The sequence below is a fragment of the Streptococcus sp. 2020WUSS084 genome (assembly GCF_044427445.1).
In the GTDB taxonomy this organism is placed as follows: Bacteria; Bacillota; Bacilli; order Lactobacillales; family Streptococcaceae; genus Streptococcus; species Streptococcus suis.
On the sequence record NZ_JAOTGC010000001.1, the window covers coordinates 209367 to 234724 of the forward strand.

General features: G+C 35.8%; 28 protein-coding genes. 2 read left to right on the forward strand and 26 right to left on the reverse strand.

Annotated features, from left to right (window positions below):
• Nucleotides 1-14 precede the first annotated feature (14 nt).
• The 14 genes from trmFO to ODU50_RS01100 all read right to left on the reverse strand — a co-directional run bounded on the left by trmFO (nt 15) and on the right by ODU50_RS01100 (nt 13259).
• Entirely contained in the window at nt 15-1349 is a 1335-nt protein-coding gene (trmFO, locus tag ODU50_RS01035) for a methylenetetrahydrofolate--tRNA-(uracil(54)-C(5))-methyltransferase (FADH(2)-oxidizing) TrmFO (protein ID WP_063725260.1), read from the reverse strand.
• Nucleotides 1350-1544: 195 nt separating this feature from the next.
• The gene (locus tag ODU50_RS01040) at nt 1545-2294 is read right to left on the reverse strand and encodes an HAD family hydrolase (RefSeq protein WP_105153045.1); all 750 of its coding nucleotides are present in this window, start codon (nt 2292-2294) and stop codon (nt 1545-1547) included.
• Between the two features lie 181 nt (nt 2295-2475).
• Complete coding sequence (locus ODU50_RS01045; RefSeq protein ID WP_029174754.1) at nt 2476-3675, reverse strand: site-specific integrase; 1200 nt, start codon at nt 3673-3675, stop codon at nt 2476-2478.
• Nucleotides 3676-3677: 2 nt separating this feature from the next.
• Entirely contained in the window at nt 3678-3926 is a 249-nt protein-coding gene (locus tag ODU50_RS01050) for a DUF3173 family protein (protein ID WP_000860228.1), read from the reverse strand.
• Nucleotides 3927-4195: 269 nt separating this feature from the next.
• The gene (locus ODU50_RS01055) at nt 4196-4420 is read right to left on the reverse strand and encodes a helix-turn-helix domain-containing protein (RefSeq protein ID WP_003108992.1); all 225 of its coding nucleotides are present in this window, start codon (nt 4418-4420) and stop codon (nt 4196-4198) included.
• A gap of 246 nt (nt 4421-4666) precedes the next feature.
• Nucleotides 4667-5563: an aldose 1-epimerase family protein gene (locus ODU50_RS01060; RefSeq protein ID WP_024409316.1), complete on the reverse strand. Its 897-nt coding sequence runs from the start codon at nt 5561-5563 to the stop codon at nt 4667-4669.
• An 87-nt stretch (nt 5564-5650) separates the two neighbouring features.
• Nucleotides 5651-7057, reverse strand: coding sequence for a 6-phospho-beta-galactosidase (lacG, locus tag ODU50_RS01065; RefSeq protein WP_012775549.1), 1407 nt, complete (start codon nt 7055-7057; stop codon nt 5651-5653).
• A 65-nt stretch (nt 7058-7122) separates the two neighbouring features.
• Nucleotides 7123-8826 (reverse strand): lactose-specific PTS transporter subunit EIIC, encoded by a 1704-nt coding sequence (locus tag ODU50_RS01070; RefSeq protein WP_105153046.1) that lies wholly within the window; start codon nt 8824-8826, stop codon nt 7123-7125.
• The gene (locus tag ODU50_RS01075; protein WP_003082802.1) at nt 8826-9143 is read right to left on the reverse strand and encodes a PTS lactose/cellobiose transporter subunit IIA; all 318 of its coding nucleotides are present in this window, start codon (nt 9141-9143) and stop codon (nt 8826-8828) included. Before ODU50_RS01075 ends, ODU50_RS01070 begins: the two co-directional genes overlap by 1 nt.
• A gap of 27 nt (nt 9144-9170) precedes the next feature.
• Entirely contained in the window at nt 9171-10151 is a 981-nt protein-coding gene (gene lacD, locus ODU50_RS01080) for a tagatose-bisphosphate aldolase (RefSeq protein WP_003084249.1), read from the reverse strand.
• 2 nt (nt 10152-10153) lie between these two features.
• Nucleotides 10154-11086: a tagatose-6-phosphate kinase gene (gene lacC, locus ODU50_RS01085; protein ID WP_002936379.1), complete on the reverse strand. Its 933-nt coding sequence runs from the start codon at nt 11084-11086 to the stop codon at nt 10154-10156.
• A gap of 11 nt (nt 11087-11097) precedes the next feature.
• The gene (lacB, locus tag ODU50_RS01090) at nt 11098-11613 is read right to left on the reverse strand and encodes a galactose-6-phosphate isomerase subunit LacB (RefSeq protein WP_002936382.1); all 516 of its coding nucleotides are present in this window, start codon (nt 11611-11613) and stop codon (nt 11098-11100) included.
• 33 nt (nt 11614-11646) lie between these two features.
• Entirely contained in the window at nt 11647-12072 is a 426-nt protein-coding gene (lacA, locus tag ODU50_RS01095) for a galactose-6-phosphate isomerase subunit LacA (RefSeq protein WP_003084983.1), read from the reverse strand.
• Between the two features lie 236 nt (nt 12073-12308).
• Nucleotides 12309-13259 carry an ROK family glucokinase gene (locus ODU50_RS01100; protein WP_105153047.1) on the reverse strand — a complete coding sequence of 317 codons (951 nt, stop codon included), beginning with the start codon at nt 13257-13259 and terminating at the stop codon, nt 12309-12311.
• Between the two features lie 180 nt (nt 13260-13439).
• Here ODU50_RS01100 and ODU50_RS01105 point away from each other — a divergent pair, with 180 nt between their 5' ends.
• Complete coding sequence (locus tag ODU50_RS01105) at nt 13440-14201, forward strand: DeoR/GlpR family DNA-binding transcription regulator (RefSeq protein WP_044666774.1); 762 nt, start codon at nt 13440-13442, stop codon at nt 14199-14201.
• Between the two features lie 8 nt (nt 14202-14209).
• Nucleotides 14210-14914 (forward strand): HAD family hydrolase, encoded by a 705-nt coding sequence (locus ODU50_RS01110; RefSeq protein ID WP_105153048.1) that lies wholly within the window; start codon nt 14210-14212, stop codon nt 14912-14914.
• Between the two features lie 44 nt (nt 14915-14958).
• On the opposite strand, the gene ODU50_RS01115 is transcribed toward ODU50_RS01110, so the two are convergent.
• The 12 genes from ODU50_RS01115 to ODU50_RS01170 form a co-directional block, all read right to left on the reverse strand.
• Nucleotides 14959-16824, reverse strand: coding sequence for an SAG1250 family conjugative relaxase (locus ODU50_RS01115; protein WP_105153049.1), 1866 nt, complete (start codon nt 16822-16824; stop codon nt 14959-14961).
• Nucleotides 16811-17176 (reverse strand): plasmid mobilization relaxosome protein MobC, encoded by a 366-nt coding sequence (mobC, locus tag ODU50_RS01120; RefSeq protein WP_018163914.1) that lies wholly within the window; start codon nt 17174-17176, stop codon nt 16811-16813. The genes ODU50_RS01115 and mobC overlap by 14 nt, the downstream gene beginning before the upstream one ends.
• Nucleotides 17177-17185: 9 nt before the next feature.
• A complete protein-coding gene (locus ODU50_RS01125) occupies nt 17186-17545 on the reverse strand; it encodes an SAG1252 family conjugative relaxosome accessory protein (protein WP_398581279.1) in 360 nt (119 codons plus the stop codon).
• Nucleotides 17546-17893: 348 nt separating this feature from the next.
• Entirely contained in the window at nt 17894-18613 is a 720-nt protein-coding gene (locus ODU50_RS01130) for a hypothetical protein (RefSeq protein ID WP_398581280.1), read from the reverse strand.
• Nucleotides 18606-20669, reverse strand: coding sequence for a DEAD/DEAH box helicase family protein (locus ODU50_RS01135; protein ID WP_398581281.1), 2064 nt, complete (start codon nt 20667-20669; stop codon nt 18606-18608). The genes ODU50_RS01130 and ODU50_RS01135 overlap by 8 nt, the downstream gene beginning before the upstream one ends.
• Before the next feature lie 558 nt (nt 20670-21227).
• Nucleotides 21228-21986 carry a type II toxin-antitoxin system toxin PezT gene (gene pezT / locus ODU50_RS01140; protein WP_398581282.1) on the reverse strand — a complete coding sequence of 253 codons (759 nt, stop codon included), beginning with the start codon at nt 21984-21986 and terminating at the stop codon, nt 21228-21230.
• Nucleotides 21986-22462 carry a type II toxin-antitoxin system antitoxin PezA gene (gene pezA / locus ODU50_RS01145; protein WP_398581283.1) on the reverse strand — a complete coding sequence of 159 codons (477 nt, stop codon included), beginning with the start codon at nt 22460-22462 and terminating at the stop codon, nt 21986-21988. Before pezA ends, pezT begins: the two co-directional genes overlap by 1 nt.
• Before the next feature lie 69 nt (nt 22463-22531).
• Nucleotides 22532-22822 carry a hypothetical protein gene (locus ODU50_RS01150; protein WP_398581284.1) on the reverse strand — a complete coding sequence of 97 codons (291 nt, stop codon included), beginning with the start codon at nt 22820-22822 and terminating at the stop codon, nt 22532-22534.
• Nucleotides 22823-22871: 49 nt separating this feature from the next.
• On the reverse strand, nt 22872-23261 hold the full coding sequence (locus ODU50_RS01155) for a DUF5945 family protein (protein ID WP_398581285.1): 390 nt from the start codon (nt 23259-23261) through the stop codon (nt 22872-22874).
• On the reverse strand, nt 23258-23485 hold the full coding sequence (locus tag ODU50_RS01160; RefSeq protein ID WP_000110924.1) for a DUF5965 family protein: 228 nt from the start codon (nt 23483-23485) through the stop codon (nt 23258-23260). Before ODU50_RS01160 ends, ODU50_RS01155 begins: the two co-directional genes overlap by 4 nt.
• Nucleotides 23486-23538: 53 nt before the next feature.
• Entirely contained in the window at nt 23539-24615 is a 1077-nt protein-coding gene (locus ODU50_RS01165) for a toprim domain-containing protein (protein ID WP_105153135.1), read from the reverse strand.
• A gap of 39 nt (nt 24616-24654) precedes the next feature.
• Complete coding sequence (locus ODU50_RS01170) at nt 24655-25293, reverse strand: hypothetical protein (RefSeq protein ID WP_024383482.1); 639 nt, start codon at nt 25291-25293, stop codon at nt 24655-24657.
• Nucleotides 25294-25358 lie beyond the last annotated feature (65 nt).

A 25358-nucleotide genomic window follows, 5' to 3' on the forward strand; every position in this document is an offset into this window, starting at 1 on the left:
ATAGTCTAAATATCTTAGTAAGCCAAAAACTCTTCCAAGTCCTTGAGGGAACGCTCTGCAATTGCCTCGTAACGCTCCTTCTTGTCGCGGATACGCGGTCCGTCCAGCTCCTTGATGATGCCAAAGTTGACATTCATAGGCTGGAAGTGCTTGCTTTCGGTGTGGGTGATGTAGAATGGCAGAGCTCCGATGGCTGTTGTTTGCGGGAAGATGACCGGCTCTTCGCCACGGAAGCGGCGAACAGCGTTGATACCAGCCACTAAGCCAGAGGCGGCAGACTCGACATAGCCTTCTACTCCTGTCATTTGACCTGCAAAGAAAAGATTGGGATTTTTCTTGGTGGCAAAGGTCTGTTCCAATAAGTTTGGCGAATCCATGTAGGAATTGCGGTGCATAACGCCGTAGCGGACAAACTCAGCATTTTCGAGTCCTGGAATCATCTGGAAGACCCGCTTCTGCTCGCCCCACTTAAGGTGAGTCTGGAAGCCAACAATATTGTAAAGGCTACCTGCTGCGTTATCCTGACGGAGCTGGACAACTGCGTAAGGTGTCTTGTATTCGCCATCACGTGGTCCCTTGTAATCTTCTGGATATTCCAGACCAACTGGCTTCATTGGGCCATAGAGCATGGTTTTGATACCACGTTTGGCCATGACTTCAATAGGCATACAGCCTTCAAAGTATTTTTCTTTTTCAAAGGAATTGAGCGGTGCTTCCTCGGCTGAAATCAAGGCTTCATAAAAAGCGGTGAACTGCTCCTTGTTCATGGGTGCATTGAGATAGGCAGCCTCTCCCTTATCGTAACGGGACTTAAGATAAACCAAGTCCATGTTAATGGTCGAGCTGTCGACAATCGGTGCTGCTGCATCGTAGAAATAAAAACCGTCACCACCATTAAGCGCGTGAATCTTCTCCGCCAAGGCGTCAGACGTCAAAGGTCCCGTCGCGATGACTGTAATAGCATCTTCAGGAATTTCGGTAATCTCACCACGGATGACCTCAATCAGTGGGTGGCTGTGAATCTCATCAGTAACCGCTTGAGAGAAATTCTCACGATCCATGGCCATAGCACCACCAGCAGGCACACGGTGAGCCTCACCAGCTCGCATGATAATGGAATCCAAACGACGCATTTCTTCCTTGAGAAGGCCGACAGCGTTGGTCAAACTGTCGCCACGGAATGAGTTAGAACAAACCAATTCCGCAAACTTGTCCGTCTTGTGCTGAGGAGTCGGCTTGACACCACGCATCTCGTAGAGTTTGACAGGAATGCCACGTTTGGCAATCTGATAAGCAGCTTCTGAGCCAGCCAAGCCGGCTCCGATAACGTTAATGTGGGTTTGAGACATGAAACTAATACCTCTAGCCAGAATATCTGACTACTGTTTGGGAATACCCCAAAACAGAACCTTTCTAAATTTTATACCTATCTAGTATACCAGAAAATGGCTAGAAAAGACAAAACTACCTTCATTGAAATGAAAGTAGTTTCACCTTTTTACATAATATATTTTATGTATATTCTTTACTGTTCTATCGCTTATTTACAATAGCTCCGCTATATCTCCAACAACCTCAAAATTCCAACCAAGTCTCCTATAAGAGTCGATTTCTTCCTGACTATACGGGAAAGTATTCAGCAAAATGGAATCCATTCCCAATTCATGAGCAATAGCTATATCGGATGTCAAATCATTACCAACCATAACCGTTTCCTCAACATCAAGATTATTTTCCTCTAAAACCAGTTGAAGAAATGCTGGTTCAGGCTTCTTCATCTTAAAGTCAGAAGAGATATAAATTTTTTCCATCAAATCCGCACAACCTGTCTGTTCAATTTCTGCCTGAGTAAAAATTCGTTGAGCATTGGAGAGAATAAATAATCGCGCTTCTCTATCTTTTAATGTCTGTAGACTAGTTAGGGTATTTTCATAAGCCTCTAACTTTTCACGTGAAAGCACGCGGAAAATCGTGGCTACTACTTGTCCAAAAGTCTCTAAATCAGTCGGCTTATTGGTACTTTGGTTTTCATTTGGTGCATCCGTTAATAGACGAATGAAGATTGTTTCTAAATCAATTTCGACATACTGATAACTCACTGTTTCCGCGAGATAGCTCTCTGCCTCTTCTACAAAACGATGATAGGCATTTTTCAACTGGCGCGGTCGATAGGAACAACCAAAAGCATTGTAAATTTGTGTTAGCTGATTCCAGACCTCTAGTTTATTCTCATCTGTATGAATATCAACCAATGTACCATAAAAATCGAAGATATAGTTTTTGTAACTTTTCATGTCTTTCTCCTAATCTTTAGACATCATTTTTTATATTATACCCCACAACGAAAACGTTTGCAACAATAGAACGAAAAAACCTACCACATTAAGTGATAGGTTTTTATTTTGATTGGAAACTCTATTTAAGAGTAACAATAACATACGTTACTCTGTGGGCGGTATAATAGGCTTTCTAGCCTTAATTATGAGTTTGGCAGGGATTTTGGCATAAAATGGAATCTAGTCCTGCACTAATTACATTTTGGGTTATTTCTTCTGATACTGTTTTATCTAATGCATTAAACCAGTGACTGTAGGTATTCAAAGTTGTAGACTTATCAGCATGTCCCATTCGTCTGGCCACATATAAAATGTCCTTCTGCAAAACATTTATGAGATAGGAAGCATGACTGTGCCGCAATCCTTTTCCTGTTATCACTGGTACTCCAACTTCTTTAGCTTTTCTCTTAATAATTCGACAGATCGTTGATTTACAAAACGGTTCACCAAATCGTGAAATAATGAAATCTGTATCTTGATTGGCAACTTGATTTTTTCGCCAATTTTCCAATACTGATATTGTCACATCATCCAGTTCAATGAGGCGTTCTCCAGCAGGTGTTTTGGTTTGGTCTTTACGATACCAATTTCCATTTTCATTCTTCTCTAAGGTTGTATGAACTTTCAAGAATTTATGTTCAAAATCGACATCTTCCCACCATAACGATAAACCTTCACTTACACGAACACCTGTCATATAATATAACCAAATAGTTGTGAATCTTTGTAACTCTTCGTAATCTTGTAAATCAAATGATTTAATAAAGTTCTGAAACTCAATATAAGTCCAAAATGGAGTATCAGGGTGCTTGCCTCTAGGGTTATCTAACGACTTGCATGGCATAGATGAAATATATCCTAATCTCTCAGCATATCCCATACAAGCCTTAAATCGTGACCATAAATTCTTTGCATAATTTTCAGAATAATGCTCAATGATGTGCAATCTAAAAGATTCACAATCTCTAGCTGTTATGCCTTTTAAAGGTTTAGAGCCAAAATACTGAATAAATAACTTATGATGTGGCAAAGCAGTTTTATAAGTTACAGCTTGTACCTTTTGCTTATAAGCTCTTAGATAAATGGTATTCATATAACTTTCAAATGTTATATTATAATTTTCAATACTAAGGTTATTATTAAACTCATACCTAATTCGAACCAGTTCATCATACGCTTCTTTCATTGTAGTAAATGGCTTACCATACTGATTCTTTCTAGCTTTCTTTTGAACTCGTTTCCCTGTTACTGGATCAACACCAAGATCAGCCTGATAAAATATCTTGCCATTCTTATCACAATAAACACCTTTATACTTTTTTTGATTTTTTATAGCCATCTTCAATTCTCACTTTCTAAATTGTCTTCAGAGAGTGAAATTCCGATTAACTCTTCTACTATATCTTTAGGAGCAATACCAAGTCTTCTATTGTCAAAGGGCGATTTACTTAATTGTACCGCATTATGGTCAACTTTGCGAGCTTCTTCAAACTTTTTTACTGCTATTCTTTTTGCTTCTCTAATGATGTTTCTTGCCGTATGTTCAGGAAAACCAATATTCATCAAGTTTTTATATGTTACTGTTTTCATACCTCCACTCCTGTCAAAAAAATTATTTCCTCAGTAGGTATGATTGGTTAAATCACTCATGGGCATCTCACCCGCTGTCCTTTTACGTTGGCAGCCTGAACGTTCAGAAGTATCATTGTCCTTATTTGTGGTCATGGCAGATAGAGAACCACTCTATTTTATAGCTAATAATTATCGCTCCTATCACGGCGTATCTCACTAAATTGCTCGACAAATAAGAAAGTCCCACCTCGGTTTATTCAATTGTCAATGAACAAATCAAGGAGAGACTATTTTATTTTATGTTTTATCCTATCTGGACAATCTGTTAACCCTAATAGGTAATCTGTACTAACGTTATAGAGTTTAGATAGCTGCACAAGAACATCTGCCGTTAAGGCAACCTCTCCTCTCTCAATTTTTGCATAATTTGTATGAGAAAAGGAAAGTAAATTTGCAACAAACTTTTGAGTGAGATCGTGATCTTCCCTCAAATCTCTTATCCGTTGGTACATCTAGCTTTCTCCTAAGAAAAGTATATGTCACTTTCAGAAAAAAGCTGGGAAATTGTCATAATATGACAGTAATTATTGTTTAGTTAAAACCAACAATTATTTTTGTAAATATTTCAATACTATTTTGAATATATTCTAGATTGACTACTACCTCAGACCACCTTACATTAGATTATACAAATTTATATTGGATTTTTGTAAATTTCTAAAGTCCCTATCTTTAGATTCCATTCAGATTACTTTAATTTACAAAATAGTAATATCAAATGATTTGATACTAGTTTGACTTGGTTCTACAAATGTAACCCCCTGCTTCTCTTCCAATATATCTGATTCCTCTAATGATGTTGATAATCCACTCCATGGCTCTAAGGCTATAAATGGACTTTGATTAGTGGTGGACCAAATAATTAAATGTGGAAAATCTTTAAAATCCACCTTAATTCCCTTATTACTTTTTTTAGACTTCAAACTGACACTACGTGACTTTAGTTGATCTAGGGTAATAGCATCGTGTGAAAACAAAGAATAATCCAAATCTAATTTATTTTGATTTTCAAGAAAAGGGGTTCTATCTTGTAAATCAAGTAATCCAGTATCTGGGAAACTCTTTGGAATGCTACATGTTTCATATTCAGAAAATTCTAAATAATAATCTTCGTATTTCTCGTCATCTTCTAAAGGGCAATTAAATCCTGGGTGACCTCCAATAAAGTAAGGAATAGAACGTTCAATTTCACTGCTTGTCACCTGATATTCCGTTGTTATCGTTGAACCATGTAATTTATATATAATATTCAACACAAAATGATAAGGATATTCTTTAAGTGTTTTTTCATTAGCCTTAAAACCAAAGGACACTGTGCTGTCATCTATCTTACAATAATCAAAATTTTCCTTTCTAACTAATCCATGTCGTGGAATAATTCCAGTAAAATGAGGTCTTTCTGCTTGTCTGTATATTGCCCAATCATTCCTCAAACTTCCACAAATCGGAAATAAAACTGGCGCTTGTCCACTCCAATATTCTGGATTACCTTGCCAAAGGTATTCAACTCCATCTTTATCTTTAATAGAAGATAAAGCACCACCAAACTCCGAAAACTGTACTGTTAACTGTTCATTTTTTAATTCAATAACCATATTTTTCCCTCCGTTATACAAAACAAGAGCGTCAGTATAACACCCACACTCTTATCTTGCGTTAGAAATTTTTAAGAAGAATATTATCTATTCAATAACCTGAGTTTCTGCTACTTGTTTATACCAGTAGGCTGATTTTTTCGGATAACGTTCCTGTGTCTCAAAATCTACATAGAAGAGACCATAGCGTTTTTCATAACCATTTGACCATGAGAAAACATCCATCAAGGACCAAATAAAGTATCCTTTAACATTGGCTCCATCTTCAATCGCATCTGAAATGACTTCTAAGTGTTTCTTCACGTAATCAATACGACCATCATCATAGACAGTATTGTCTACAAATTCATCTTTATAACCCAAACCATTTTCAGTGATATAAATTTTCTTATAATTTGGGTAGTCTCGTTTTACACGCATGATTTGGTCATATAGACCTTGTGGATAAATAATCCAGTCCCAATCCGTCTTAGGTACATCAACTGGGGCTTCACGGCGTCCAACACCTTTAATTTGATATTTAGAGCTACCTTTCTCACCTTTACCATTATGAATAATTTCTGTTGGCCCATCAAAGGCTTGCATCCAATCACTCATGTAATAGTTAATACCAAGGAAATCGTTCAAATCTTTAGCTGCTTCTAGCGCTTGAAAATCTTCATCACGAAGATCAAGCTCACCACCATTTAATGACAGGATATGATTGACACCTTCCATCGTTTTCTCTGAGTACCCACCTAGATAAGTTGCATCAAGAATGAATTTATTATGGATAATATCTTCAAGTTCTGCTGCTCTGACATCATCAGGATTGTTTTTATCAAATGGATATTTTGTTGGTAGAGCGTGTACTACTCCAATTTCACCCTTATATCCACCATCTTTAAACAGTTTCACAGCACGAGCATGAGAAACCATCATGTTATGATGTGATTGGAAGACTTTAGCAAGATCGTATTTGATACCTGGTGGGAATTTACCAACAAGATATTGTCCATCACCAATTGGTCCAATTTCATTAAAGGTTGTCCAATAATTAACTTCTGTAAATTCTTTAAAACAGAATTCTGCATAGTTAACAAAATGGTCAATATTTTCACGGTTTAAGAAATCGCCATTTGAATGTAAAGCTTCAGGAGTATCAAAATGGTGAAGAGTTACAAATGGCTCAACGCCACGCTTATGACACTCAGCAAAAAGATTGTGATAGAATTCAACACCTTTTTCATTTACTTTTCCAAACCCAGTTGGGAAAATACGGGACCAAGCGATTGAAATACGGATTCCATTAACACCAAATTCTTCAGCTAACTTCAAGTCAACAGGATAGCGATTATAGAAATCACTTGCTGGCTCAGCCGTATACCAGTAATTATCTTCTAGGTATTTGTCCCAAGCAACTGGACCTTTACCGTCTGTTTTAGTAGCACCTTCAGCTTGATATGCTGCTGTTGCACCACCGAAAATAAAATCTTTAGGTAATGTTTTTGACATTTGTTTTTCCTCTTCATCTAAAAAGGGAAGTTGAGTTCCCCCAACCTTCCCTAATGTTGTCTATTTTAATTTTCCATTTGTTGTTTAACAAAGTCCAATGCGCCTTGTCCATCACGAGTCAATTTGATGTATTGTGCACCTTCTGTCTTAGCTAATTTGATACCAAGTTTATCTGTTTCTACTTTCAAGTCTTCATAGTTTGACGCTACTTGAGGAGCAAGGATAACGAGCTGATATTGCGGCAAGATTTCACGGTGACCACCATAGCTTCCTGCTGCTGCAGTAACTGGAGCACCATATTCTTTAGCTGCTTTTGTCAAAGCATTTGCAAGAAGACCACTTGTTCCTCCACCTGCACAGAGAACCAAAACATTTGTTTGTTCAGTAATTTCTTTTGATTCAACAGTTTCAGTTGCTCCTGCTTTTTCAAGAATGGCATCAGCTTTTGCTGTATTGAAGTTTGCGGCTACTTTTTCTTTCAACTCATCTGAAGATTTACCAGTTCGTTCTTCTTCAAGAATTTGTTGGTCATAAACCTTCAAGAATGGGTAATAAATGGCAACATCAACAACTATCAAAACAGCAGCTAAGATGAATGATAGAACCTGGAAGTTAGTACCTAGTACAAGTCCTAGGGGAGCTGGTGTTGTCCAAGGTAAGTTTGCAGTAAAACTGTTCATTCCTAGACCATCAATAAAGAATTTGAAAATCCAAACGTTAACAATTGGGGTTAAGATAAAAGGAATGAAGAAAATTGGGTTCAATACCAGTGGAGCACCGAACAAAATTGGTTCGTTAACTCCAAAGAAAGTAGGAACAACAGACGCACGTCCAATCGCTTTATTACGTTTTGATTTCGTCAACCACATAAACATGAACGGAACAACCAATGTTGCACCAGTACCACCCATCGTAACGATGAACATTTGAGTACCTGATGTCAAAATCTTATCAGCATGTTCCCCTGCTTGAAGCAATTGTAAGTTAGCTTCAGCATTGGCATAGGTTATGGCTGCAATAGCAGGCTCAACAATTGAAGGCCCGTGAATACCAACAAACCAGAAGAAAGCAAAGGCACCAAAGATAATGGTAATACCAACATAACCATCTGCTGCTTGGAACAATGGAGCTAATAATTTACCAATTGATTCCGCAACATTTACACCTAGTGCATTATGTACAAGAAGTTCAATAGCATAAAGCAATACGACTGAGACAGTAAATGGGATTAAGTCTTTAAATACTTGTGAAATATTCGGTGGAACTTCATCAGGCATGCGAATAGTGACATTGTTTTTCACACAAACCTTGTAAACATTAACCGTAATAAAGGCTGCAATGAAGGCTGTAAGCAAACCTTTAGTACCCATAAATCCAGTTAAGAAACCACCATCTTTTGCTGGATTAGCAGCCATCAACAGGAAGCCAACAATTGCTGCAAGCATTGTAGAAATGAAGTTAATTTGATTTGTGCTAGGCAATGAGCGGTTCATTGAATCGGTTAATGCTTTTGCAGTTGTACCAGCAACAAACAATCCAAGAATTCCCATTGAGTAATTGTATGGAGTCATCAAAAGTGTTTCAATATCAGCGCTCCATTTGAATCCCCAAGCATTAGGAACATAAGCAATTAAGATGAAAATACTTGAGAAAAGAATGACCGGCATGCCAGCGATAAAGCCATCACGAATAGCACGGAGGTAAATATTCCGAGAAATCTTCTCAAAGAAAGGTTTCCCTTTCTCAATTTGAGCAATCAACCCTTTCATTATTTTGCTCCTCTCTTATACAACTCAATCATATGTTTCATTAGGTCTTGAAGTAAGATTGTAGTCATCAAGTGATCTTGACCATGCATTAAGGTAACACTAAAGGCAAGATCCTCACCAGCTGCTTCTTTTTGTAGAAGACTTGTCTGAGCATTGTGTGCATCATTTAAGCACTCACCACCAGCTGCAATCAATTCTTCAGCTTTGGCATAGTCACCTTCTTGGGCAGCCTTCAATGCTTCTAAAAATTTAGAACGTGCATCTCCAGCATAAGCAACAATTTCAAATCCTAAAAGAGTGATTTCTTCTCTATTCATGATTATTTCCTCCGAAAATTTTTATGATTATACTTTTTCAGTCCATGGACTAGCAGTTTTTTCCAAAACCTTGTTCAATTCATCAATATTTTGGAATCCAGTTGTACGTAACCATTCACGAGCTGCTTCCTCACCTTGTTCAATAAAGACTTGAACTGAGCCAGCCCATGTTGCACGTCCACAAAGAACACCATTGAATTTGGCACCTGATTCTGCCGCAAATACTAAGGTATCTTGGAATAATTTAGCAGAAACACCCGCACTTAAATAGATATAAGGTAGGTGTGTTGAAGCTTCCTGGTCACGGAAGTGTTGTGCTGCTTCTTCCTTAGTGTAGACGACTTCACCATCACCAAAACCTTCAACGAAATTCATATTGACTGGAACTTCAACCTTAAGAACATCAATACCGAAACGCTCATCTGAGAAGACTTTCATCGCTTCATTCACTTTACGAGGTTTTACTTTGGCGAACTCAACACCTGTGTTGTCTGCAATACCTTCGTCATAAGACAGAATTTCAAGGAAGAACGGAATATCTTCCGCCTTACATTCAGAACCAATACGTTCAATGTATGCTTGTTTTTGACGGTTTACTTGCTCATCACCATCTACATCATAGTATAGCAAAAATTTCAGTGTATCGGCACCCTGTTCTTTAAGGCGTTTGACTGACCAATCATCCAAACAATCTGGTAAGCGGCTTGTTGTACTTGCATCGTATCCTGTTTTTTCGTAGGCAAGTAATAGCCCTGCTTCGTCCGCTCGAGCTTTAGATGCTGGCAAACCGTATTCTGGATCAAGAAGAATAGAAGACGCATATTTTGTCAATTCTTCTGAAACAATTGTTTTCAATGTTTCAATTTGTTCAACTGTTGGCTCTTCTGTTTGATGTTTCGCCATCATTTTTTTGAGTGCCCCACGTTGATCAAAAGCCAAAGCTGAGATAACACCATTTTTATCGCTGACTTTTTCCATCAATGAACGTTTTTGTGCTGTTAATACCATTATTATACCTCTTTTACTTCTATTTGATTAAATAAATTATCGTAATTGTTAAGATTGACATGACCTGTTAGCGCTTCTTGAGCATTCAACATACCAAGTACATTTGCTTTTTTCAATAAATTCTCATCACTATCGTTATGAACTAAAGCAGATGTAATACCAGCTACCGTTGAGTCTCCTGAGCCAACAGGATTGACCACTTCAATTTTAGGGATAGATACCTTATAGAAAACATCATGATGTCTTGCAAAGGCTCCTTTTGAACCAAGTGAAACAATCACCCATTCAATCCCATCGAAAAGAGAATTGTGAAGAACTGATTTCAAACTATCAATATCATCAGTCACTTCCGTTCCTACTAGTTGAGAAAGTTCCTCAGTATTTGGTTTAATAACTGTGGGTTTTTCTTGTCCATCAAGTACATTTAGAAGGGCCTCTCCTGAACAATCTAATACAACTGGGATATTATATTTATTACAAATTCCCACCATACGAGAATAAAAGTTTGTATCAAGACCTTTTGGGAGACTACCTGAGATAGCTACAATCCCTAAATCTGGAACCAGTTTTTCAAAATAGTTTAAGAACCCTGTTGCTTCTTCTTCACTAATCGTAGGACCTTGTTCAAGAATTTCTGTTTGATTGCCATCATGTAAAATAGCAATACAGTTTCTTGTTTCCCCGGCTATCTTATAAAACGAATGTTTTACACTTGACTTATCTAGTTCACTCTCTATGAACTCTCCAATTTTACCGCCTAACAAGCCACTTGCAATCACATCATCTCCCAGTTGGGAAAGAACTCGAGTAACATTTAAGCCCTTTCCACCAGGTGTTTTGTGCGTTTTAGCAACACGATTCACGGTATCTAATTTGAATTGTTCAAGCGGATAAGAAATGTCAACTGACGGATTCATTGTTATTGTCAGAATCATAACCTTACCTCTTAGTCGTGATATTCACCACGATCCCATTTTTCTAGGAATTCATCAAAGAAGTGTGGATCAGCTTGTCCTTGATTGAGAGTTTCAACATGTTGAATTTTTTCAATCAGTTTTTTGTTTTCTTCTGTTGGTTTATATTCTGCATGAATAAACGCTTCAATAATATCTGTCATCAATAAACCACCAGTGATTTTACCACCAAAACCAATGACGTTAGCGTTCAATTCTTCTTTAGCATAGATAGCTGATGTCATATCACGAACAAGAGCTGAGCGAATACCAGGAACTTTATTGACAGCATTGTTAATGCCGACGCCTGTACCACAGATACATACACCAAGGTCTGCTTCACCACTCGCAACTGCTTCACCTACTTTTTTACCAAAGATTGGGTAATGCGTACGAATGTTATCGTAAGTACCACAGTCAATCACTTCATAACCTTGAGTTTTCAAATAGTCTACTACCGCAATTTTATCGTTTGTAACAATATGGTCACAGCCTACTGCAATTTTCATTTGTTTTCTCCTCTAATTTTAACTTTTGAATTTTTAGCACATTTTATTCAACATATCAACACGAATTTGGTGGCGACCTCCATCATATTCACCTTCAACAAATCCTTTAGCGATATTTTTGGCAACACCAGGTCCTACAATCTCAGAACCAATGGTAATGATACGTGAGTTATTGTGACCACGTGTCATATAAGCAGAACGCTCATCTGAAACTTCCGCAGCAATCATCCCTTTGATTTTAGTTGCTGTCATGAAAGGTCCTACACCATACGCATCAACTACGATTCCCAAGTTTGAATCGTTAGAGGTCACTTCTTTAGCAACTGCTAAAGTTACATCTACGAAGTCTTGACCATCTTTACTCACATCAACAACTTCTTTACCAAGTTCAATCAAGTATGATTTAACTGTCTCTTTAAGTTCTGTACCTGCTTTATCAGCACCAATAATTACTGCCATTTTCTTTCTCCTGTTACATTAGAAAATAATTGAATGTAGCTACATCGACGATAAATTTTTGCAAAACTGTTTGAAATAACGCTTTCATTATTTCTACACCATTATAATACCACCATTAAAAACAAAAGTCAACATTTTTATGTTTTTTTTTTTGTGTTTTAAACTATTTGTGTTTGATTTGTTTGTTTTTAAAAAAATAAAAACACCAACAAACTTAATATTTGTTGGTATAACTATTATAAAACTAGGCTTGCAGCTCCAATCACTCCAGCATCATTCCCTAAAGTAGCTAAAGCTAGTTTAGTAGAATTCCTAACTGTTGGAAAAGCAAATCTATCAAACTCTTCTTTTACTTTATCTAAAAGAAAATCCCCTGCAGCAGAAACACCACCACCAATAACAATATAATTGGGATTAAGTGCATTAGCCAATTGACTCAATGATTTACCTAAGTAATTGGCAAATTGCCATACAATTTTTTGGCCAAGAGAATCGTTTTTCTTTGCGTAATCAAAAACATCCTTTGCAGTTACTTGATGTTCTAAAATTAACCTTCTTAATTCACTTGGTTCATCAAATTGACTAGCAAAGCTTTTTGCAATATTGACAATCCCTGTGGCGCTAGCAACAGTCTCCAAACACCCAATATTCCCACAAGTACATGGAAATCCATCTTCTTCAACAACCATATGACCAATCTCGCCAGCACTTCCATTAACACCATGAAGTAATTGGCCTTGAGCAATAATTCCTCCACCTACACCTGTTCCAAGTGTTACAAAAATAACATCAGGTGCGTTATCTCCAGCCCCCTTCCATCGTTCACCAAGCGCCGCAACATTAGCATCATTATCTATATAAAAAGGACGACCAAATGCTTCTTCAAATTGTTCTCTGATATTTTGTTCTTTCGACCACCCTAAGTTATAAGCTCCTGTTACTGTTCCTTTTTCAAAATCAATCTTGCCAGGACTTCCCATGCCTATGCCCTTAATATCGCCTAAAGATAAGCTATTTTCTAATAGATATTCTTGAATGGAACTGATAATGTCAGATACAATATTTTTGCCATTATCACTTATATCTGTTGGGATTGACCATTGAGCTTCTATATTTCCTAAAACATCTAAAATGGCTATTTTTACTGATGTTCCACCTAAATCAACGCCTATTATTTTTTTCGTCATGACTTATTCCTCCTCTGTTACACTTTCAATGACGTTTACAAACATATAATATAATCATGTTTTGTTATATTGTCAACTATTTTTATGTTTATTATGTTCTGTTTTGTTTGTTTTTATATTTTTATTATGATAAAATACTAACAGATAGTTATTTTGTAAGTACAGAAAGGAAACATAGTTATGATAAAGAAAGAAAGGCACGAACGTATCTTAGATATGTTAAACATTGAAGGTGTTATTACTGTCAAAGATATGATGAAAGAGCTAAATATCTCTGATATGACTGCTAGAAGAGATTTAGACGCACTTGCTGAAGCAGGATTCCTGACTCGTATACATGGAGGAGCACAACGACTCTATAAAGATGAAGAACCGCACGAAAAAACTCATATTGAAAAAAAGGTACTTCAAACTAAAGAGAAGAAACTTATTGCACAAAAAGCCAATTCGATCATCAAAGATGGTGAAACTGTTTTTATTGGTCCTGGAACAACGTTAGAACATCTAGCAGTTGAGTTAAAAACTCGTAATATTCGTGTAATTACAAACAGTCTTCCTGTTTTCCTTATACTGAATAAGAGTAGGACTGTTGACTTATTATTGATTGGCGGAGAGTACAGAGAAATTACAGGTGCTTTCGTTGGTTCAATGGCTACAACCAACTTAAAAACCTTACGTTTTTCTAAAGCATTTGTAAGTGCTAACGCCGTATCAGATAATGCTATCGCAACATACAGTGATGTTGAAGGAGAAATTCAACAATTAGCACTGGACAATGCTGTTGAAAAAATTTTGTTGGTTGATAGTACCAAATTCAATCGTTATGATTTCTTTAATTTCTATACTCTAGAACAAATTGATACTATCATCACCGATAATCAAATATCCCAAGACCAATTAAATGAATTTGGCCAACAAACAACTATTATTCAAGCTAATTAAACTAACTTATGACTTATAAAAATATCGTTTTTGATCTTGATGATACCTTATATGATCATCTTTTACCATTCAAAAATAGTATCATACAATGTTTTCCTGAAATTGATATTTCTGAAATTGAACTTATCTATAAACGATTCAGGTATTGGTCTGACATTGCTTTTCCAAAATACACTAATAAGCAAATTTCAATTGAAGAACTACGTATTTTTCGTTGTAAGCAGATAATAAGCGAATTTGGATCTTTTAGTATTTCTGATGATTTAGCACTCTCTTTCCAAAAAACATACGAAAAAGAACTCAGTTCAATTATCTTGTTTCCTGAATTAAAAGAGATTCTTGAATACTGTTCTGTAAAAAGGATTCCCATTGGAATCATAACGAATGGTCCAGTTAAACATCAATTAAAAAAATTATCACAATTAGACGTTCTAAAATATTTTGATAAAGAGAAAATTATCATTAGCCAAGCAACTGGTTTCCAAAAACCTCAAATTGAAATTTTTAATCTCGCTTCTAAGAATTTCAATTTTCTCCCCAACCAAACACTTTATATTGGTGATAACTTTGAAAATGATATTGAAGGAAGCTTAAATGCTGGTTGGAAATCCATTTGGTTTAATCACAGGAAACGCAAACTACCTATTGATACTAAAATTCATGAAGTTCAAACTGCTAAAGACTTAAAAGAACTAATCTACCGATTACTATAACTTCAATATAATATTTTTTTGTCCAGTCGATAGACTGGTTTTGTTTATTCTAGGGAAATGTCTCCTTGAAATTCGTGTTCTGTCTGTTTATTAGTATTGAGAATCTTGACAAATGTTTCCAACTTCCTAGCTAATCCTTCGTACTCATCAAGATAATGTCCTAGTTCTTCTTGCAACACTCTTATTTCCTCGGTTACTTGTTCTACTGTAATTGATTCTGTCAAATTTAGTTTTGAAAAATCATACCTTGCTAATTTTCGACTATTCGGATCTTCACTCTTTAAGTTGATAAGCACTTCCGCCATCTTATTCAAGGTGGCGATTTTTTCATTGGTTTGATTTAGTTTGATATCTAGCACTGCTATTTCTGCAACCAGGTCGTCTTTAACGTCCTGGTATTTTTTGTTTGTCTCAGTTAGCTCAATCAAGAGGTTAATCTCAGTAATCTTTTCTTGAAGTCTTTCAACAGTCGGTCGTCTGTATGGTATTACTCGACTATCGTTGGTTAGCTGTCTAATCAAGGTTCGTCCTTTGATATACTGATTCTTATCCGAATGTTCTTGGTTATAGACAAAGTATGAGGTTGTCTCACGGATATAGACTTTATATTTTGTCTGATTCTCTTCTTCAAGAATATCTAATTGATCGTTGGGAATGAAAATAAGACCGCTCTGCTTTACACCAAAAGACACCTTGATATAAACGCCCTCATCAACTAACTTCTCTATTTGGTGTCCTGCAATTTCCACTTCAAATTCGTGAACGGCATCTCGTTTTTCCTTAAATGTCTCAAAGGCTTCCTCAATCTCTTCAGTGGATACCTTATCTTTATCTCGTTCTTCTTGAAAAGCATGGTACTGTTCCTGTAAATTCTCTAATCCTTCTGAATCACCGACTTCCTTATTTTTAAAATAATCTTGAAAAAAATTGACATCATATAATTTCTTATCACTTATTTTTTTATGACTCAGACTGAATTGCTTTCCACTTTCTTCAAGTATAAAGATTACATTTCTTTGTTTTAAGTCAATGGTTAGATTCAATTCTTTTGCTTTTGTTAGTAACTCTTCTAAAGAATTGACACGGTTCAACAAAAATTCTAAACGACTTTCAATCTCTTGCTTAGCAAAATGTGTACGGAAAAAGTCTTCATCATATAAATCTCGTTTGCTGAGTTGGCGTCCTCGAATTGGTTTTGTCATTGCTCTATCCGTCATTATGAATCGACTATGCTTCTGACTAAAATCAATATGAACATGTAACTGCACCGCTTTTTCTAAAAAATCATCAAAGGACTTTGACTGTTGCATCAAAAAATACAGACGTTGTTTCAATTCAAATTTATGACTAGACTGCCTATATTTTTGATAGTCACGGTAGGAGTAACGCTTCTCGATAATTTTTGCCCCCGCCATTTTAGAAATACGGTCTGAAATCATACGTAAATTTCGTTCTAAGGCATAATTCCATATCAATTTTTTATCTGAATTACTGTCTATGGCATTGACTAAGATATGGTTGTGGGTATGATCTTTGTCTGTATGAGTCGCTACGATAAACTTAAAGAGACCTCCTGTCAATTCCATCATAGTCTCATAACCAATCCGATTGATTTCTTCAGGAATCAAATTATCTTCAGGAGAAAATGATTGGATGAGATGATGGGCATGAATATTTTGCTGGTGTTTTTCTCGTCGGTCATTTCTTGATTCGTACAACTTGTCATTATTAGTAAAGTTGACATTGTACATTTCTACCATTTCTTCATAGCTAGGAAAGTCTAAGTAATTGCTCATGCCAAAATCAGATACCAATTTCAAATTGTCCGTTTTATCGGGATTGAGGATATACTTAATCAAACGCCTACGATATTTTTTTCCGTGCGTCGCAAAGTGTTTAGTGACTACCATGAAACTCCCTCAGTCTTTTCACTTCCACTTGAAATTCTTTCTCCACTCCAGTAATCAACTCACTAACTCCTTTACTTAATTCTTGTAACTGTTCTTGAGAAATCAGATGGCTTTGATTGATGGCACGCGCAATTTGATTAATGTTATTTCCAATCCGTCTCAATTCAAATACTAACTGGTCATAGGTATCCGTGTTAATGGTGACAAATGACATATTGGGATTAAGCAGAACTTTTCTGGCATAGACTGAAAAATTTTGACAGTGACTCTTAGCAATTCGTTCATTCAATTGATGTAACTCTGAATCTGTTAAAAATACTTTTTTGAGATTAGTGCGATATCGATAAACCATAGTAGCCTCCTATCTCATATATTTTTCACGAAACCCACGACTGAGTGGCTGTACTTGATTGACTTCCGCAATCAATTCTTGAACGCAGGTCAATAAGATTGACACGTGCTCTTGAGTCACTTGTTGATTTTCTCTTGCGACAACTAGAACTTCATGCACATCTCGACTAATCTGTTCTAACTTTTGAGACTGCCAAAGGGAAAACCATTCTTTGACAGCTAACTGTTTATCATCAGTCATCAAAATTTTGTCTCTCACAAATGGTGAAAAGTAACGATAATTGCCAACCTCCATCATATTTTCAATCCGTTTTAGCTCATCAGCGGTTAGATTTACCTCTTTTCGAATGTCACGGTACTGTTCAGACATCCCTTTCCCTCACTTTCATCCTTTCTCGGGTAAACCCCGACCCCGTGTGTCATACGGGAAATTTCCTAAAGCCCTTGTTCGGTCTTTGCGAGCTCAGTTATTGTGTCCACAATAACCCAAAATCTAATCGCCAGCTGAACCCAAACCTTACAGGTTGGTCAACCGACGATAAGAAAATGTGGTGGCTTCGCCCCCAAACCCCCAGTGAAAAAATCAAGATTTGATTTTTTTCAAATATGGTATAAGGATAACAAGGAAAATTTGAAAAAGTTATCACAAATAGAAAAAGCACAGAAAATGTTTCAATCATTTCTCTATGCCCTTTTTAATAACTGATTCATTTCAAAATTACTTTTCTAAAAAAAGTATATCCGAAGTATTGTCAAGTAAACCTTTAAACTCATTTATTTTTAACTTATTATACAAACCTAATTTAAAGCTTGCTTTATTATTCATACATATATCCAAGTGATAAATAGGATGCCCTGGTTTTTCATGTTGTGGATCATTATCAAATCTAAGATATCCAAAATCGAATGTCAAAAAATCGTTAACTATGTAAAATATATCTTCAGTATCTACAACTTTATTTTTCCCATGTAGCAATTCCATAAGCTCTTCTACCCAAGTGTCACCCCATGTTAATTCTTCGTCATCAATAATGTTAATTACAGTTAGAACATTTGATATAACAGCAGCATCAAATTCTATGTTTATTGAAGAAGAATTATAAAAGAGATTAAACTCATCATCTTCGTTTTTAACTATTTTAAATGGAAAAACAAAAGTTTGTATTGTATACATAGGGAGACCGTCAAAGTCTGGATATTTATTACAGAAAAAAATTCTTTGAAGTCTCTCTTTTGGCAAATCAGGGTATACAATTCTAAATCCTTCATCCTTTTCAACATTCTTTTCATCTTTAATTTCTCTAGTATCTGAAATTGGATTAATAATTTCTTGAGCTGTTCTTAATATGAGATGTACTAAATCTAGTTGATTTTTTATAGGATTTTTTAATAATTTTTCTAAGGATTTCCCCAAATAAAATGAATATTCTTTAGCCATTTAAATAATTCCTATTTTTTTCTATAATTTCTTCAATTTCTGATACAGTGATTCCGATATTTCCGACTAAAGCATTTATAAGTCCTTTAATTTTCTGACTGTTTTCCATGTTAAATAACTCTCGATTTTTTAAAGCTCTCTCAATTTTTTGATCAAATGTCAAAGAACCTTCAATTAAGTTTTTTATCTGCTCTGGTTTTAATATATTCGATTTCTCAGGTTGATAAATTAGCGCCTTTCCAGTGTCAGTTATCTCATCTAACAATGGCTTGTATTCATCATAAATTAACTTATTTGACTTCGAGAGTATTAGATAGGAAGTTAAAAATGACCTAGTCATTAACATATATATTGTATTTCTACTTTCAATATCTTGAGTAATTTCATCTAAAACAATACCAATAATAAATGAAAATTCTAATCCTTTAACATTATTTTGATTACTTATGAACACCTTATCTTTATTTCTAGATTTATATCTGCTCTCATAAATTTTTTGAGTTTCCCAATTATAATTTTGTTCAATTAACGAACTAATCATATCCGCTAATCTATAACCGTTCTTCCCTTTCGAAACGAATACAATTCCGATATCTGCAGGAGTAATATCTGGATGATTGTTTCTTAATTTATCAATTATATCTATAACTTCGTTTAAAATTTCGTCATCACTCTGTGTATATCTTAAATCAGTCGGTTGAATTGAATAATCATCGAAATCAGTAAATCTTTGAATCGGTTCCCTGCTAAACTCATAAACCGTTTTTCCATCACTCTGATGTTTATTAAAAGTATACCCTGATGTTTTCCAAGCCTCATCATCGTCAAACCATTTTATAACGGTTTTTTCTTTAAGACCGAATCCTAAAAATTGTGAGAACATGAAATTCTTTGGATCAGTCCGATAAACCTTATTTAAAGTGAAATTAGGTTGCTGAACTACCTCAGATTTTCTTTCATATATTGTCTGGAAAATATCGCTTGCAATAATCACTTGTGTCGAAGCTACAAGTTTACATAATCTAAAAAAAGAATCAGAGAAATCTTGAGCTTCATCTATAAGTATGTAGTCCGAACAATATTTAAAGTCAGGTCCTAATTCTTCCTTTATTAATTCTAATTGTTGTTCAGCTAATTCACAAACTCCATCAAAACCTTTTATACCAGAGTCATTATAGTTAATAAAATCGAGTCCGTAGAAATGGCATATGTAACTATATAAACCCGAATTAGAATTGTACCTTGAACCCCAACTTCTCATTACCTTAATCCGCTCATCAATATCTTCCCGTTGAGATACCTTCATTTGATCAAAAAATTTGGGAAGACGTTTTTGAATATCGCTTGCTAAGATTTTACTATTACACGTAAAAATAATTTTTTTATCGGTCTGATTATATAAATTTACTAATCTATGAAATAATAGTTCTGTCTTACCAGTACCCGCTAAACCTTGTATTGCAATTTCTTTGTCGGTAATTTCGTCATATATAAATCTAGTTTGATCGCCATCAAATTGGACAATTCTTTTTCGAACTGCGTCTAATAGGCTTTCAACATTTCCCCCTTTTTCAGGCGTATTAATTGAACCTGTTATTAAAGAAATAAGAATATCTAGAATTACACGTGATTCCTTATCTTGTATGGATAATTCATTTATTGTTTCCATTGAAATTGAATTAATTGGCTGCTCATGGATTAAGTGTGACCATTTTCTACTATTTCCGATTTTTCCTTTGAATCCGAAAACTCCGCTTAAGGTTGTTATTGAATCCAGAAATTCTCCAACATAATCTTCAAAATTACTATCATCGATATCATAGATACTTGTAAAAATTATTTTTGTCTTTGGAATGAGAACAACAAAAGAATCAACCGACATAGCCTTATTTTCTGTAGTCTTTTCTCCCTCAATATTATATAAAGGACTTTGTAATATATAAATTGTACCATCGATTTCCCTAATTTTTTCTCTAAGTGTTTCCCTCAACTTTCTATACTCATTGGATTTTTCAATCTCTTCTGAGACCTTTTCATAGAATTTTATATCACTCATATTAGCTCCTTAATTATAGTTATTATTGCTTAAGTTTTTAACTGTTACTAAAAAAAGTTTAAATAAGTCATCACATTTTTATGACTATATTATTAAAAAAATTATTTTATAACTCACCTCCTTCTAACAAATAAATTCGTAATTTATTATCAAAATACATAATTATAGATTAACCTAACAACGCTCTTTCGTATGTTTTATTTTATTAATTCTGCTAAATTCCAAATTCTGTAATTCATTTGACATAAGTTGTATCCAATCCAATCATCAATCCCTTTTTCATTTGTGTTGAGATTGAAAAACTATTCTAGGCTAAATTACATACATTCTTTCACTTTGTTCTAAATCAGGAACAAACCTATCTAAGTGTCTAACTCTAAATTAGTAGTACTTAATAATCCATAGAATCAGAGATTTAGTAGGGCACTAGACAGTTTAGTATTCTTACTTTCAAAAATTTCATGTCTAAATTGTATTCTTCAATAAAAACTCCATACTTTGGCGCAATTACATAGTAACAAGTTAGATATTTTATATTATTAAACACGATATACATTCCTAATTACACATATCCCTCAACCTTTCCTGTCCCACCTTCATCATCTCCTTCTCAACCTTACTCCATTTCCCAAAGAGGGATTCTTGTAACGCATCTGCTGCGGAACCTTCATCAGTTTCAGAATCATAAATGCAAGTCCTGTCTCTTTGATAAATCTGAATACAATCAAAGAGTTTCTCTCTTTCTAACTCCCTTAGGTTATCAACCAAGTTCTCTACAATCCCATCATGGTGTTCTTTTGGTGTTGCTCTAGCCTGAGTCGGATCTATGGCATAAAGTTCCTCGTAACGAATTAAGGTGCTGAGATATGACAGTTCTGGTTTGGTGCCAATCACTGCTAAGGAAACTTGGTAACCTTTAGAAGATAATAATTGAGCAGTCTGACGAGGAACTTGAGTAGTTCGCAAGGTTCCCTCAATCAGCAAATGATAACCTTGTGTGCTAAGTTCATCAACCAGATGCTCTACCATTTTTCCTGCAAATCCCTTGGTATAGTCCACGCTGTCCTTGCCATACTTTTCTTGCAGGGCTAAGTAATTGGGATGCTGAGAACGGTAGCTGTCACCATCGATGATAATGATATTGCCTTGGAATTCCTTTTGCTTGATACGATGAATAGTCGTCTTACCTGCTCCGCTTTGTCCACCAAGTAAGATAGCTTTCGGTTGAACTGGAATCGCCTTTCCTCGGGTTAAAGCCCGAATGGTTCGCTGTAAAGCCTTCTGAAACTCAGCTTCACTAAATTCTTCCAATCTCATTATGCCACCACCCGATGATACACCATGTCTAACATCCGCTCAATACCATCTAAATAGCCATTGTAACGCTCTATTTCATCGAAAGTAGCGACAAGGTAAATTTTCGTATTGATCAATTCGGCCAAGTCATCACTCATCAAAATCCAAGGATTAGATTCATCATCAAAAGCAATATCTTGACTATCCTGGTATCTATAAAGCTTTGATAAAATGGCTGCTCCACGTTCTTTTATCACTTCTACTTTTAAAGTCAGATGGTAATCTTCGACAGGTGTTAACATCTTGTCCTCTCCTACAATATCGACATAAGAAACGTTAAATTTCTGACAAATACGGTCGATGAGTTCAGTTGAAACAGTGCTGGTACCATTTTCGTAACGACTCAGGCTATTGCGTGAAATCCCGACCATTTTCGCAAATTCTGGCTGTGTTAAATCGTGTGTTCGGCGTAATGATTTTATATTGTCTCCAATCATAGATAAAGACCTCCTCATATTTGCTTTCATTATACCATAAAAAACGGATAACGCACCATATTTGGTGCGTTATCCGTTTTTAGGTTTCTCCGATTGCTTAAACTGCTCTATTCGCTTCTCCAACTGCTCAGTATTCAGTTTATTTTTCGCTTCTTGAATCGACTTATCAAGACTTTGTTCCTCAGTAGTTATATCATTTCGAGATATTTCAACGCTCCTATCAGGCTTGAAATCTGGATCAAAGACCACATCTATGAGTTTCTCTACTTTAGTTAGTTCAGTATCTGACATCTCTGATAGTCGATGAATCAGTCGTTTAAATCGGTCCTGATTCTGTGTTTTCTTTTGAAAAAATTTCATTATCTTCTCCTTAAATTGTAAAAAGGTAGCCCGCATAGGACTACCTGACTTATAAATCATCAATGGCTACTGAAATAGCCTGCAACTTTTTGTTTTGGATTTTCTTTCCATCAATCAATTGATGAAGTTCTTCAATTTGCTTCTGACAGGCGGAAATATCCTTATTGTTTTGTGCAATGGTATTAGCCAAGTGTTGTTTATAATCACTTGTGATATTTACCTTCTTCGGCTGATTTTGTTTAACGGTTGATGCGAGCATTTGTACATCTTTTGATTCTGACTCCTTTTGTTGCTGTTCAAAAGCAGCTACATAATCTACTTCATCAATTGGTTTTTCATCCTGTTTATGAAAAAGTGCTGCGATTTTAGCTCGTTCTTCATGGGAAGATGTTGGTTTCACATCATCTAGTGGCTGATCAAAATTCCATGTTTTACTCATTCTGTATCCTCATTTCTGTAATTTGGGTGTAGTGTGGTTTCTTTACCAAAGGCTTGCTCTAGTGCTTCATGAAATGACAACTGACTAGATTGTTGCCGTTTGATAAAGGTACTGTACATAGCTGTTTGTAGTTGGTCTCGATAGTTTTCCAATTTCTCCGTCTCACGTGAGACTTTTTCTTCTTGTCTAGCTACTTTTTCAGCTAGACGTTCAATCACACTCATAGGGTGTCCTCCTTGTCACATTCTAGATTATGATAGCGGACTTGATTTTGTTATCACAATTCCAAAGATCGCACTCGTTTTGGTGGAGAATGATTCTTCTTGACTTGTGCTTGGGCTGTTTGGATAAAATCACTTAAGGATAGTTCACTCTGCTGTTTCACAATATCATTCCAATCTGACTTTGTTTCAAGGCCCTGCAATGGTGGTAAATCTTGAGAAATCGGAAGTCCTTTATCTGACAGTTTCTGACAAAATTCTCTTCCCGCATCATCGTAATCAACAGCCAATGTTAATGCGTTTGAATGGGTTTGGAAAAAGGTTGTCGTCTCTTGTATCGCCTGAAGATAATGGCTAAGTCTGCTTGGCTTTACTGTATCTAGGAATGCCAATTTCCCTTGTTCCTCTGCTGCTAGACGCAAGATTTGGTAAGCAATCACTGAAAATTTCAAGCCTTCCATTGACACCAGGCGAACATCTGATAGCCGCTTTTGGTGAAGTTGATAATAACTCATCATATCGATAACTGATTCACAAAAAATGAGTCGCTTAGGATTCCCAATATCGAAACTAATACCAACATGGCCTTTTGAGCCTTTCATGATTTTTTTGAGATAGCCACGATTGTATTTTTCTTCATTTTTGACGAGACCTTGAAGGCTTGCGGCCTGTAAGACACCATTATGGGCATAACTTTTAAACACTAAAACCGACTCCGATTGATAAGTAGCTTGAGCAAGCAATCCTTGTCTGCCAAAGGTATTAATAGTCTGATCACTTAGGCCACGGATGTCTTTTAAGTATATACGTGCTTGCTGAAAGGGTTCTTCACGCAAATGATAGTGAAACGGTTGATAGGTTTCTACTATCAACTTAGCTTGTTCAAAATCTCCAGTTTCAAGATAAGACACAGCCTCTTTGAAAGAAACACCTGCCACTAATTGAACAAAGTCAATTACATCCCCTTGTATATCTCTTGAAAACCATTTGAAAGTATTGGTATCGGCAAAAATCCGAAAGGAATCATGGTCTGGGTGTTCAAAAATTTGTCCTGATAAACGTCTGAAGGAATAACCCAGACTTTCAGCCACATCTAAAATGGCCTTTTGTTTTACTGCTTTAATTCGTGTCATCTTGTCTCCCTATCAAAAAAAGCAGAAGAGTGTCTCCTGCTAGTTATTCTCGCTTGTTGTAGTTCTTTGGATCGTTGGTATGCTGGAATTAGCTCCATCTGTTGCTTCTTTCATGTCTTCCAGTTTTCCATTCCAGATGGTGACTTGATTTACCAAGAGCTTGTCGGAAACTTTGGAGTAGGATAACATAACCGTCTTGGTTTCTGTCTGAGTGGTTCGCTGTTGTTGCTCACTCAAATCAGAAACATAGGTCACTTGATAGGTAACTTCCGCAAGTGCAACATTGCTTTCTGTATTGACATAGATACTGGCTGATTCAAATCGGTAGTCAAGCATATAATCTTTATAAACTTGATTGATCGCTTTATTCTGATTTGCTTCCTCTTCTGAAAATGCCGAATCCGTCATGTAGGGTTTGATACGAGTGTTATTTTCTCCTAACTGGACCTTGGTGTAATATTGAGTGAGAAATTCATTGACAAGCTCATCTGATAGGACTGTCGCTCTTTCCTCCTGCTTTTCCTTTGTCACAAGTTTATTGGCTTCTGCTCGTATTTGGTTTTCAGTTTGCTTTGAAACAGATTGAAAGCCAATCGTATAGCCCATCATGACCATAAAACTGACTGCGATTAAACCTCCTACTCCAATCAGAAATCGAGCTTTCACTTTATTTAACATGGCTTACTCCTTTATTAGTGATAGCCTCATCATATCAAGATTAACTTGGAGATTTTATCACAAGA